10 protein-coding genes are annotated in these 13,052 nt (G+C 58.5%); all 10 read left to right on the top strand.

What is annotated here, in order from left to right; translation table 11 throughout:
• Window positions 1–9 precede the first annotated feature (9 nt).
• The 10 genes from ACYQ0G_RS05615 to ACYQ0G_RS05570 all read left to right on the top strand — a co-directional run bounded on the left by ACYQ0G_RS05615 (window position 10) and on the right by ACYQ0G_RS05570 (window position 12,958).
• Window positions 10–1,713, top strand: coding sequence for a peptidoglycan D,D-transpeptidase FtsI family protein (locus tag ACYQ0G_RS05615; protein WP_460100665.1), 1,704 nt, complete (start codon window positions 10–12; stop codon window positions 1,711–1,713).
• Entirely contained in the window at window positions 1,710–3,191 is a 1,482-nt protein-coding gene (locus ACYQ0G_RS05610) for a UDP-N-acetylmuramoyl-L-alanyl-D-glutamate--2,6-diaminopimelate ligase (protein WP_460100335.1), read from the top strand. Before ACYQ0G_RS05615 ends, ACYQ0G_RS05610 begins: the two co-directional genes overlap by 4 nt.
• On the top strand, window positions 3,188–4,645 hold the full coding sequence (locus tag ACYQ0G_RS05605; protein WP_460100332.1) for a UDP-N-acetylmuramoyl-tripeptide--D-alanyl-D-alanine ligase: 1,458 nt from the start codon (window positions 3,188–3,190) through the stop codon (window positions 4,643–4,645). The genes ACYQ0G_RS05610 and ACYQ0G_RS05605 overlap by 4 nt, the downstream gene beginning before the upstream one ends.
• 16 nt (window positions 4,646–4,661) lie before the next feature.
• Window positions 4,662–5,732 (top strand): phospho-N-acetylmuramoyl-pentapeptide-transferase, encoded by a 1,071-nt coding sequence (mraY, locus tag ACYQ0G_RS05600; protein ID WP_460100329.1) that lies wholly within the window; start codon window positions 4,662–4,664, stop codon window positions 5,730–5,732.
• Complete coding sequence (gene murD / locus ACYQ0G_RS05595; RefSeq protein ID WP_460100327.1) at window positions 5,729–7,024, top strand: UDP-N-acetylmuramoyl-L-alanine--D-glutamate ligase; 1,296 nt, start codon at window positions 5,729–5,731, stop codon at window positions 7,022–7,024. The genes mraY and murD overlap by 4 nt, the downstream gene beginning before the upstream one ends.
• A gap of 5 nt (window positions 7,025–7,029) precedes the next feature.
• Entirely contained in the window at window positions 7,030–8,289 is a 1,260-nt protein-coding gene (locus ACYQ0G_RS05590; RefSeq protein WP_460100663.1) for an FtsW/RodA/SpoVE family cell cycle protein, read from the top strand.
• Complete coding sequence (murG, locus tag ACYQ0G_RS05585; protein WP_460100325.1) at window positions 8,286–9,497, top strand: undecaprenyldiphospho-muramoylpentapeptide beta-N-acetylglucosaminyltransferase; 1,212 nt, start codon at window positions 8,286–8,288, stop codon at window positions 9,495–9,497. The genes ACYQ0G_RS05590 and murG overlap by 4 nt, the downstream gene beginning before the upstream one ends.
• Window positions 9,494–10,903: a UDP-N-acetylmuramate--L-alanine ligase gene (murC, locus tag ACYQ0G_RS05580; RefSeq protein WP_460100322.1), complete on the top strand. Its 1,410-nt coding sequence runs from the start codon at window positions 9,494–9,496 to the stop codon at window positions 10,901–10,903. Before murG ends, murC begins: the two co-directional genes overlap by 4 nt.
• Window positions 10,904–10,941: 38 nt before the next feature.
• Window positions 10,942–11,871: a UDP-N-acetylmuramate dehydrogenase gene (gene murB, locus ACYQ0G_RS05575; protein ID WP_460100661.1), complete on the top strand. Its 930-nt coding sequence runs from the start codon at window positions 10,942–10,944 to the stop codon at window positions 11,869–11,871.
• 106 nt (window positions 11,872–11,977) lie between these two features.
• Window positions 11,978–12,958, top strand: a complete 981-nt coding sequence (locus tag ACYQ0G_RS05570; protein WP_460100319.1) for a D-alanine--D-alanine ligase — start codon at window positions 11,978–11,980, stop codon at window positions 12,956–12,958.
• Window positions 12,959–13,052: the final 94 nt, after the last annotated feature.

Here is a 13,052-nt window from a genome sequence, read left to right as displayed (position 1 = left end):
GCGGTTAGCATGGCGATGGCGAGCGGACGGGTACAACTCGTCAGCATTCGCCAGAAGTCGCTCGACCTTGCGCGCTGGCGTGTCCTTTGGATAGCCATCGTTTTTGCACTTTTAACGGCCGTAGCGCTTAGCCGGATTGTCTATCTCGGAGCTGGTGGGGAAGAAGCGCGCGCGACTTCGCTTGAAGCGGCTCTTCTGCCCGATCGCGGCGAAATCGTAGATCGCAATGGCGTACCAATGGCCCGCGCTTTTCCGGCCTACGCGCTGTGGTTTAATCCAGAGGCGCTCGGCGAAGACGAAGCGCCCCTGGTTGCGAAACCCGAAGACGTGGCGTCCAAATTGAAAGCAATCTTCCCGGATATGGACGAGAAGGCGCTTGCAGCACATCTATCAAGCGGCAAGGGCGGGTATCTTCGCCGGCGGCTGCTCCCGGAAGAAGCCAATCGCGTGCAGGACATCGGTGAGCTTGCGCTTGAAATGCCTATGGAAGAGGATCGTCATTACCCGCAAGGGCAGATGGCGGCGCATGTTCTCGGATATGTGGCGGCAGACGGCAATGGCCGGGTGGGGATGGAGCAGGTCTTCAACGACCATCTGACCAATCCAGCGACACGCGGGACTCCTATTGCTCTTTCAATCGATGTTAGAGTGCAGGGTGCGCTGGAAGACGAATTGCGCCGCGGCATGAAGTTGACGCAGGCTCAAGGCGGGGCCGGCATAGTGCTGGATGTGGATACTGGTGAGGTAATGGCGCTTGCGTCTCTTCCCGAATTCGATCCCAACAAGATCGACGCGGAAGGCCAGAAGCTGATGTTCAACCGCGTGACCAACCAGGTTTACGAACTAGGTTCTACCTTCAAGCCTTTGACTGTGGCTGCGGCAATCGATTCCGGTACCATCCGGGATTTGGGTAAGCGCTTCGATGCATCGCCTGTGAAGGTTGGGCGTTTCACTATACGCGATAGTCACGCAATGGGGCCGACGCTCAATGCCGTCGAGACCCTGATCCATTCCTCGAATACTACCAGCGCCCGCATCGCCGACGAAATGGGACCGGAACGGCTTCGCCAATATATGATCGATCTCGGGATGAATGGTCGCCCGGAGATTGAGCTTCCCGCGAAAGGCTTTCCTCTCTGGCCCGGAGATAAATGGGCTCGCCTAACCAATATGACTGTCGGTTTCGGACACGGTATCGCGGTCACGCCACTGCACCTCGCCAGTGCCTACGCGGCGATGGTCAACGGGGGCGTCTATCGCCCGGCAACGTTAAAGAAGCTTGGTCCGGGACAGGCGCCCAAGGGGCGCCGCGTATTCAAGGCGTCGACCTCAAGCAGGATGCGGCAGATGATGCGGGCAATCGCCATTTACGGCACAGGACGTAATGCCGATGCCCCCGGCTATCGCGTCGGTGGCAAGACCGGCTCGGCTGAGAAGCCGGGCGGGAAGGGTGGCTATCGGCGTACGGCGCTGGTCTCTACCTTCGCCGCTGCTTTTCCGATGGATCGCCCCCGCTATGTCGTGATTGCCATGCTCGACGAACCTAAGGGCACGCTCGCCAGTTCCTATCAGCGCACGGCTGCATGGAACGCGGCACCTATCGTCGGGCGCCTTGTGCCGCGCATCGGTCCTCTGATCGGCGTGCGTCCGGACGACAAGCGAGATATCGATATTTCAGCAATCACACCTCTCATTCCAGAGGCGCAGAAATGAAGCTCAGTAAGATCTCTAGCGCCGCTGGTGTGCAATGTCCCGAGAATGCGGACTTCTCGGTTACCGGCTTTGCGATCGACAATCGCAAGGTTGCTCCGGGTACCGTTTTCGGAGCCTTCCAAGGGGCTCAAGCCAATGGCGAGGATTTCATTCCTGCTGCCATTGAAGCTGGTGCAATCGCGATCGTCGCACGGCCTGAAGCAAAAGTGGACGGGGCACTCCACATAGCGAGCCCCACCCCCCGTAAATGCTTTGCGGAGATGGCTGCGCAATTTTTCACGCCGGTCCCCGAGCATATCGTCGCCGTAACTGGAACGAACGGTAAAACCTCGTGCGTAGAAATGGTCCGCCAGATATGGCGTATGGCTGGCGAGCGCGCAGCCAGCATCGGCACCTTGGGCGTTACAACTCCGGACGGGAGTGTCTCCACCGGTCTGACCACGCCTGACATAGTGACTTTCTTGTCCAATTTGAGCGGCCTTGCCCGGGAAGGGGTAAGCCATGTTGCTTACGAAGCATCCAGTCACGGTCTTTCACAATATCGCAACGAAGGCATTCCGGTAGAAGCCGCTGGTTTCACCAATTTCAGCCGAGATCATCTCGATTACCACGCGGACATGGATGATTATTTCGCCGCGAAGATGCGTCTTTTTGACGAGGTGGTGTCGGATGATGCTACTGCTGTCATCTGGATCGGTTCGGGTGTCAGCGCTTGGAATGCGCGCGTTGTGGATCACGCGAAAAAGCGTGGCCTGAAAATCATGACCGTCGGTGAAGAAGGAGCCGATATTCGGCTTACCGGACGTGAACCAACCCAGCTTGGCCAGTCGTTGACGATCGAGCATGAGGGAGCCCAACGGACCATCAGGCTGCCTCTGATCGGCGCGTATCAGGTGTCCAATGCCCTTACTTCCGCCGGCCTTGCGTTGGCGACCGGTATTTCCGCTAGCCAGGTATGGGATGCAGTTTCAAGGTTGCAGCCAGTTCGTGGGCGCTTGGAACGGGCAGTCATCGCCCCCGGCGGCGCCCCGATCTACGTCGATTATGCTCATACGCCTGACGCTTTGGAAGCTGCGATTGCTGCTTTGCGCCCGCACGTCTCTGGAAGGCTGATCACCGTATTTGGCGCTGGTGGCGATCGCGATCATGGCAAGCGAGCGCCGATGGGCCAAGCAGCAGCGAAGTCCAGCGATCTCGTTATCGTCACAGATGATAATCCGCGAGGCGAAGATCCTGCGGAAATCCGCCGTCAGGTGCTTGAAGGCGCACCTCAGGCGCGCGAAGTGCCGGGTCGTCGCGAAGCTATTCATGAAGCCATTGCTGCCGCAAAACCGGATGACATCGTCCTCATCGCGGGAAAAGGGCACGAAACAGGTCAGATCATCGGATCGGGAGAAAGCATGCAAGTCCATCCCTTTGACGACGTCGAAGTCGCTCGCGAATGCGCTGCCCAGATCGCGAATGGCGGTGCATCGTGAGCGCGGCGATCCTGCGTCACCCGGCCTATGTCGAATGGCCTGCCGATCCACGCGACCTCCTTCCGCTGACTCTTTGGGACAGCGAAGCCATCGCCAAGGCGGTCAATGGGCAGGCAAGTTGCGCGTTTCAGGTGGCCGGTGTCGAGATGGACAGCCGCGATGTGGTCAATGGCGATCTCTTCATTGCTCTTAAAGGCGAAGCAATGGATGGTCACCGGTTTCTGGCGAAAGCGTTCGAAAACGGGGCAGCCGCCGCCATCGTAGATCGACCGGTCGATTATCCGCATGTCTTGGTCCAGGATACGACAGAAGCGCTGAAGGCACTGGCGACGATGGCCCGTAGCCGGACCCAAGCGAAGATCATCGGAGTTACCGGGTCGGTCGGCAAGACCGGGGTCAAGGAAGCGATCTTCGCAAGCCTCGAACGGGCGAGCCGCGGCGCTGCACATCGATCGACCCGCAGTTACAACAACCATGTAGGGGTGCCGCTCAGCCTAGCCAGAATGCCCGCCCGTAGCCGGTTCGGTATCTTCGAAATGGGTATGAACAATGCGGGAGAGATCGAAGGACTTTCCAAGCAGGTTCGTCCCAACATCGCTGTGATCACGACGATCGCGCCCGCGCATATCGAGAACCTGGGATCAATGGAGGCTATCGCGGAAGCCAAGGCGGAAATTTTCTCGGGGCTTGAGCGGGGCGGCATCGCCGTCATCCCTGCCGATAGCGAGTATTTCGAACGCCTGCGGCTGGCAGCGATCCGGATGGGAGCCAAGATCATAAGCTTCGGTCGCGCACCCCATGCCGACATCCGGTTGCTCGATGCCATACCAAGCGCGAATGGCGGGAGCCTCGTTACCTGTGAATTCGACAGCGGCCGTCTTTGTTACACGGTGGCAGAGCCTGGCGATCACTGGGTGATCAATTCGCTGGCTGTGATGGCGGCTGTGCGGGCTGCGGGCGGTGACATGGCCGCGGCCGGTCTCGCGCTGGCTGAAATGGGCGGCTTGAAGGGAAGGGGAGCCCGCCATGGCATATCCGTTCCCGGAGGTACGGCTCTGATGATCGACGAAAGTTACAACGCTAATCCTGCGAGCATGCGCGCCACGCTTGCCCAACTCGGTCAGACCCCCTCAAGCCGACGCATCGCCGTTCTGGGTTCCATGAAGGAGCTGGGTGACTTCGCCGATAGATTTCATGGCGCACTTTCCGAACCGCTCATCGCAGCCGATGTGGACTATGCGATTTTTGTCGGCGAGGAGATGCGCGCTCTCGCCCGTGAACTGGGGAAACCCGCCTTCAACTCGCTTGGCAAGCCGCTCGAGTGGGAGCATTGCAATACTGCCGGGGAGGCTATCGGGCTGCTGGAGCAATTCGGCATCATCGCAGGGGACGCCGTGCTGGTGAAAGGTTCGAATTCAGTCGGTCTCGGAAAGCTGGTCGACCACTTTACCTAGGAAGCGCCGCGCGCCGATGCTCTATCTCCTCGCAGAATATTTCAACTTCGAAGGTCTCTTCAACCTCGTGCGTTATCAAACGGCGCGTGCGGGGGCGACGCTGCTGACGGCACTGCTCATCGGACTCCTCATCGGGCCACGATTTATCGATATGCTCCGGGTCCGTCAGGGCAAAGGTCAACCGATCCGCGAAGATGGCCCGCAAACTCATCTTGCAAAGGTCGGCACCCCCACGATGGGCGGCCTCATGATCCTGGCCAGCCTAACGCTGTCGATGCTGTTGTGGATGGACCTCAGCAACCCGTTCGTCTGGGCCTGTATGGCTGTGACGGGTGGCTTCGGGCTGATCGGATTTCTCGACGATTATGACAAGGTTTCGAAGTCCAGCCACAAGGGTGTTTCGGGTAAGGTTCGCTTGCTGTTTGAATTCGCTGTAGCTGGCGTGGCAAGCTGGATTATCGTCAGCCAGATCAACACCTTTGTCTATGTGCCTTTCGTGAACAACTTTGGGATCGAGCTCGGACCTCTGTATTATGTGTTTGCTGCCTTCGTCATCGTCGGTGCTGGTAATGCGGTGAACCTCACCGATGGGCTGGATGGTCTGGCCACCATGCCGGTTATCATCGCCGCTGGCACCTTCGCAGTGATCGCCTATCTGGTGGGCCGCGTGGACTACTCCGAATATCTCGGTATTCCCTATGTTGAAGGCGCAGGTGAACTCGCGATTTTCTGCGCAGCCATCATGGGGGCTGGGCTGGCATTCCTGTGGTTCAACGCACCGCCGGCTGCTGTCTTCATGGGCGACACCGGCAGCCTCGCCTTGGGCGGCGCTCTAGGTGCGATCGCCGTGGCGACGCATCACGAAGTCGTTCTGGCGATCGTCGGCGGGCTGTTCGTGTTCGAGGCTCTGTCGGTCATCATCCAGGTCTTCTGGTTCAAGCGTACAGGCCGCCGCGTCTTTCGCATGGCGCCAATTCACCACCATTTCGAACAACTCGGCTGGTCCGAAAGCAAGGTCGTGATCCGTTTCTGGATCGTGGCCATCGTGCTCGCACTTCTTGGGCTAGCAACGCTCAAGCTCAGATGATCACCTCATCCGCCTGGAAGGACAAGAAATTCGCGGTGCTCGGCCTCGCGCGGTCCGGCCGGGCGACGGTCGAAGCGCTGCTGGCTGCCGGAGCCGACGTGCTGGTGTGGGACGACCGTGCTGGGGCGCGCGAACCGTATGACGGCCGCTGCGCTATCGGCGATCCGCTGAAAGCGAACCTCACTGGCTATGCTGGTGTGGTCGTCAGCCCCGGCGTCCCGCTCAACACCCATCCGATCAATCCGCATGCCGACAGCTTCGGTGTGCCGGTGATCGGCGATATCGAGCTCTTCGCGCAGGCGCGCGAGGAGCTGCCGCCGCACAAGGTCATCGGCATCACCGGCACAAACGGCAAGTCCACCACCACCGCGTTGGTTCATCACATCCTCAAAACCGCCGACGTGCCGACCACCATGGGCGGCAATATCGGCCTGCCGATCCTCGAACAGGAGCCGCTGCCCGAAGGTGGGGTCTACGTGTTGGAATTGTCCAGCTATCAGATCGATCTGACCTATTCGCTGGATTGCGATGTGGCGGTGCTTCTGAATATCGCCCCGGACCATCTCGACCGGTATGATGGAGATTTCAGCAAGTATGCGGCCAGCAAGTCTCGATTGTTGGCAATGCAGACACGAGGTCACAACTCTATCGCCCGGTTTACCGACGCCAGGGTTTTAGGGAAATTCGCCGAAGGCTCGATTGCGAGCATTCTCGAAGATGTATTCGACAACCGAGGGATCGAACGCAGCGAGCAATCGGCCTGGCCCTCCTTACAAGGTCCCCACAACCGGGAAAACGCAGCAGCCGCCATCGAAACATGCGACATTTTGGGGATCTCAATTTCGCAAATACGATCGGGATTAAAAAGCTACGCAGGCCTGCCGCACCGCATGGAGCGCGTCGCAGAGATCGCCAGCGTCGCTTATGTAAACGACAGTAAGGGCACAAACACGGCCGCTTCCGCGCCGGCCTTGGCCGCATTCGACAATATCCATTGGATCCTCGGCGGGCTCGCCAAGGAACCGGGGCTGGGCGAGTGCGAGGCTGAAATTCCTCGCGTGAAAGCTGCTTACACAATCGGCAAGGCCGGGCCGGACTTTGCGAAGGCGCTCGAGGGCCGCGTTCCGGTAGAACAGTGTGAGACGTTGGATTGCGCCGTCGCTTCGGCGGCGGCTAACGCCGAACCGGGTGACACGATCCTTCTTTCGCCCGCATGCGCCAGTTTCGACCAGTATAGTGATTTCGAAAAGCGCGGTGAACATTTCCGCGAACTGGTGGAAGCGCTCAAGTGAACGTCATGCAGCCTTTCGTACCCGGCGCAAAGCGTAAACCGGCTCATATCCCAGGGGGAAAGCTTTCTCGTTGGAGCCAGCTGAAGATCTGGTGGCGCGAGATCGATCGCGTCTTGCTCGGCCTCGTGCTGTTGCTAATGACGCTCGGGACCATCGCAGTTGCCGCGGCAAGCCCAGCAAGTGCTAACCGCCTTTCCACCTCGACAGACACGCTCAATCCGCTTTATTTCTTCTATCGCCATCTCGCATGGCAGGCGATCGCCCTTGGCGTTATGTTCGGCGCTTCCTTACTCAGCCGTCAAAATGCGCGACGGTTCGGTGTAATATTGGGCGCTGCGATGCTCGGCCTTCTTTTCCTGGTCCCCTTCATCGGGGTGGAGATAAACGGGGCTCGGCGCTGGATAAGCATCGGCATGCAGTTCCAGCCATCTGAATTTCTCAAGCCGGCTTTCGCCATCGTGCTCGCATGGATATTGTCCTGGCGGATGCGGGATCCAAATTTACCCGTCCTCTGGATTTCGACTGGCCTGACCGGCCTTATCGGTATGCTTCTCATGATGCAGCCGAACTTTGGTGAATTCATGCTTTTCGCCGGTGTGTGGATGGTCATGATCCTGCTGGCCGGGATGCCGATGAAGCGACTGGGTGCTGTCATCGGAGCTGGCCTTTTTGTGCTGACCGCCACGTATTTTCTTTATGACAACGCGCGGCACCGCATCGACGCATTTTTCGGTGGCGGCACAGCCTATGATCAGGTTGACCTAGCTAGCCGCACGCTTCTGGCTGGCGGGTGGACTGGTGCTGGCTATGGATTGGGCCTCAGGAAGATGAGCCTGCCTGAAGCACACACGGACTACATTTTTAGCGTTATCGGGGAAGAGTTCGGACTGATCTTCTGCGCCCTGATCGTGTTGATTTATCTGGGTATCATCATGCGCGTGCTGATGCGCTTATTCGAAGAGGAAGATTTGTTCGCTCTGCTTGCCGGGACTGGGCTCGTGTCGCTGTTGGGAGGTCAGGCTTTCATCAATATCCTGGTAAACCTGCAGCTATTTCCGTCCAAGGGAATGACCCTGCCTCTGGTCAGTTATGGGGGGTCTTCCACCATTGCTGTATGCATGGCTGTAGGGCTTCTCATCTCGATCACCCGCCGCAATCCCTATCTGAAAACCAGCACCCGGGGGCTTGGCGACCTGTTGGGCATGAGGCAGGGGGGCGGGATGACAACGCCGGAGGCGCGCATCACGCGCGAAATTCACCAGTGACGCATTCAAACCGCCATTACGTGCTCGCTGCCGGGGGAACCGGCGGCCATATTTTGCCGGCTTTTGCGCTAGCGACCGAACTGGACAAGCGCGGACACCATGTCGCTCTGATTACCGACGAGCGCGGAGCCCAGATACCCGGCAAGCCAGATTTCATGCCTGCCCATGTCCTGCCCGCCGGACGGTTCGGAAAAAATCCGCTTCAGTGGCTGCGCGGAGCCAAAGCGGTTTGGGAGGGTCGCGGGATGGCCCTGCGCTTATTCGAAAGCTTTCAGCCGAGCGCGGTAATCGGGTTCGGCGGTTACCCTTCGCTTCCCTCGATCCTCGCGTCTACGTCGGCCAAGATTCCGACAATCATTCATGAGCAGAACGCGGTGCTTGGCCGGGTAAATCGGCTGTTTGCCAATCGGGTGGATGCGATCGCAACCGCTTACCCTGAAGTACAACGGCTCAAGCCGCTTCAGCACGGCAAGACCCATCTTGTGGGTAATCCCGTACGTGCAGAAGTGCTCACCCTGCGAGAGAGGCCGTTCCCTCCCTATGAGGAAGATGGCTTGCTTCGTGTGCTCGTAACAGGCGGAAGCCAGGGTGCACGGGTATTGTCGGAAGTGGTACCCGACGGGTTGGCCATGCTTGCACCCGCCATCCGGCAGCGTCTTCAGGTGACGCAGCAGTGTCGTCCGGAAGATCTCGACGCCGTGCGCGAGCGTTATCTCACCCATGGCATTCCTGCTGAGCTGGGGACCTATTTCGAGGACATGGCGGTGCGACTTGCCGATGCCCATCTGTTTATCGGACGCGCCGGAGCATCCACCATTGCCGAACTTACCGCCGTCGGCCGACCAGCCATTCTCATTCCGCTACCGATTGCTACTGACGATCATCAAGCTGCCAACGCCCGAGAGATGGCGAAGGCCGGCGGCGCCCGAATGATCCGGCAAGACAAATTCGGACCCAAGGAGCTTGCAAAACAGATCCGTGTGTTGGCGGACGATCCGGAAGGGCTTGCGAACGCTGCTCATGCCGCATGGAACTGTGGTCGTCCCAAGGCCGTAGAGGACTTGGCCGACCTGCTGGAAAGCTTTGGCGGGGCCGACATGATGGATGTTATCCGCGTCGGCGGAAATAATGCGCGTGGGGCCTCTCAAGGCGTCGTGGCAGGACAGACCTCCCAGACATCGACCGCCAAGAAGGAGATCGCGGAATGAAGGGCGTACCAACCGATATCGGAACGATCCATTTTGTAGGGATCGGCGGCATCGGCATGTCGGGTATCGCCGAAGTGATGAACAATCTTGGCTATACCGTTCAAGGATCCGACCTGAACGAAAGTCCGGTTGTCGAACGGTTGCGTGCGCAGGGCATCTCCGTCAGAATCGGGCATGAGAAAGAGAACGTGGAGGGCGCTTCGGTGGTCGTCACGTCGACAGCGGTCAAGCGGACGAATCCAGAGGTCGCACATGCGCTCGAGAACCGCATTCCCGTGGTCCGGCGGGCTGAAATGCTGGCCGAGCTTATGCGCTTGAAGTCGACCATCGCGGTGGCCGGTACGCATGGCAAGACAACCACCACCAGCATGATTGCCAGCCTGCTCGATTGCGGTGCCATTGATCCGACCGTGATCAACGGCGGCATCATAGAACAGTACGGTTCAAACGCCCGTCTCGGCGACAGTGACTGGATGGTCGTTGAAGCGGACGAGAGCGACGGGAGCTTTCTGCGTTTAGATGGAACGATCGCGGTCGTCACAAACATCGATCCCGAACATCTAGACCATTACGGTGATTTTGATGGAGTGAAGGACGCGTTCGTCGAATTCATTCACAATGTCCCCTTTTACGGGGCTGCGGTGCTCTGCATCGATCATCCTGAGGTCCAGGCAGTGATCGGTAAAGTCCGGGACCGCCGCGTCGTAACCTATGGCTTTAACCTCCAGGCGGATATCTGCGGGGTCAATGTCCAGCCTCATGAAGGTGGAAATAGGTTTGATGTAATTGTTCGTCAGCGTGGAGAGGAAGATCGCCGTATCGAAGGTGTGACGCTCCCGATGCCAGGCCGTCACAACGTTCAGAATGCTCTCGCGGCGATAGCCGTTTCCATCGAAATGGGGTGTCCCGACGAGGTCATATGTAGCGGCTTCTCGAGCTTTGGAGGCGTACGTCGCCGCTTTACGAAGGTGGGCCAGGTCGCCGGCGCTACAGTTATCGACGATTATGGCCATCACCCGGTGGAAATTCGGGCAGTGCTGGAAGCAGCGCGTGAAGCCACTGGCAACCGAGTGATCGCGGTAATGCAGCCCCACCGCTATACTCGCCTCAACGACTTGATGGATGATTTCCAGAGCAGCTTCAACGAAGCAGATCAGGTCTACGTCACGCCTGTTTATGCGGCCGGAGAGGAACCCATCGAAGGCGTAAGCTCCGAAGCCCTAGTGGAAGGCCTTAAATCCCGCGGCCACCGTTCCGCAGCAACGGTCGACAATAGGGATGAGCTTGCAAACAAGCTCGCCGCCGACGTGCAGCAAGGTGATCTGATCGTTTGCCTTGGGGCCGGAGACATCACGAAATGGGCCGCCGGACTTGCCGATGCAATTGCGCAGGAGCGAGGTGAATGAGCCGGCAGGAAAACGATGTCTGGAACTGGGATGACGGCATGGCGCCTGACTGCGCTGTGGAAGGATCCATCGAGGCCGGTATCGACACTGAAGGGCTTGAAGGGAAGCTCACCAAGGACGCTCCTCTTGCCAAGCTAGTGTGGTTCAAGAGTGGCGGCACGGCAGACTGGTTATACGAACCTTCTGACACGAATGATCTGAAAGAGTTTTTACGCCGTCTGGATAGTAATTTGCCGGTGATGGCACTCGGCTTGGGCTCTAACATGATTGTACGCGATGGCGGCGTTCCCGGCGTGGTAATCAAGCTGGGCAAGCAATTTGCTGACGTGTCGATCAATGACGAAAGCTGTGTCGTTGATTGCGGCGGCGGAGCTCATGGAATTCTCGTCGCTAGCGCGGCGCGTGACTGCGGCGTGGCAGGCCTAGAGTTTATGCGCGGAATTCCGGGCACCGTCGGCGGTTTTGTCCGCATGAATGGCGGCGCCTATGGCCGTGAAGTGAGCGACGTCCTGATCGATTGTCAGGTCGTTATGCCGGGCGGCCGGATGATCACGCTTCCAGCCGCAGATTTGCAATATAGCTATCGCCATTCAGCACTTCCTCAAGGAGCGGTAGTCGTCAGCGCGCGGTTCCAGGGAGAGCCGGGCGATCCGGACGTCATTGGCGCAAAGATGGATGAAATTGCAGAAGCTCGTGAGAATTCGCAGCCGCTGAGGACCAAGACTGGTGGTTCGACTTTCAAGAATCCGTCGGGCGAAAAAGCGTGGCAACTCGTCGACGCTGCGGGATGTCGGGGCCTACAAATGGGCGGGGCCCAAGTTAGCGAGAAGCATACCAACTTCCTGATCAATACAGGCGAAGCAACCAGTACCGAAATCGAAGGGCTGGGCGAAGAAGTCAAACGCCGGGTTTATGAGCATTCGGGGATCGAGCTAGAATGGGAAATTCAGCGCGTGGGTAGGCCGTGAACAAAATCTGTCTCGCCTGCATCGAGCGCAAGAACGTAGAAATTAACGGGTGCGCCAAGGCTGTGCCTGATGATCAGCCCGCAATTTTTCAATTCGGATAAGATACATGACCGATCTTCCCAAGCTTCATGTTGCAGTCCTGATGGGGGGCTGGGCAAACGAACGGCCGGTAAGCCTCATGTCTGGCGAGGGCGTGGCCAAGGCGCTGGAAGAGCGTGGGCATACAGTTACGCGGATCGATATGGATCGGGACGTAGCAGCCCGCATTTCAGAAGCAAAACCCGATGTCGTCTTCAACGCTCTCCACGGCGTGCCGGGTGAGGACGGCAGTGTGCAAGGCATGCTGGATCTTATGGACGTTCCCTATACGCACTCTGGTCTCGCGACGTCCGTCATTGCAATCGATAAGCAACTGACAAAACAGGCGCTCGTGCCGCACGGCGTTCCGATGCCCGGGGGCCGTATCGTAAAGACCGTTGATCTTTTCGACCGTGACCCCTTGCCGCGCCCTTACGTGTTAAAGCCTGTCAACGAGGGTAGCTCGGTGGGTGTCGCAATCGTGACGGATGAAGGCAATTACGGAAATCCCATCGGTCGCGACGCCAAGGGGCCTTGGCAAAACTTCTCAGAACTTCTCGCCGAGCCTTACATCAAGGGCCGTGAGATGACCTCTGCTGTGGTGGACTTCGAGGACGGACCGCGGGCTCTGGCGGTGACTGAACTCAAGCCTAAGAGCGGCTTCTATGATTTCGATGCAAAGTACACGGATGGCATGACCGATCACGTCTGTCCGGCTGATATTCCTGAGCGTATTCGCGACCTGTGTCTCGAAATCGCGTTGAAGGCTCATAAGGTTCTAGGTTGTCGCGGAACCAGCCGCACCGATTTCCGGTGGGACGAAGAGCAGGGAGAGGATGGCCTTTTCGTGCTGGAAACCAATACTCAGCCGGGGATGACCCCTCTTAGCCTCGTACCGGAACAGGCCAGGGAAACCGGACTTGGATATGGCGATTTGGTCGAGACTGTAATTGCAGCTGCATTGCGCCATCACGGTAGCGTGGTGCGGGACCGGGGAAGCGATGGCTAAGGTCAGTCGCAAACCCACTGGCGTACGCCGATCTGCGGCGGCCCGAAGTCGAAACCAGAAGGCTCGGGCCGCAAAACGTCATACGTCGGGATTG

The sequence above is a fragment of the Qipengyuania triglochinis genome (genome assembly GCF_054655615.1).
This window is presented reverse-complemented; position numbering and strand designations above follow the sequence as displayed.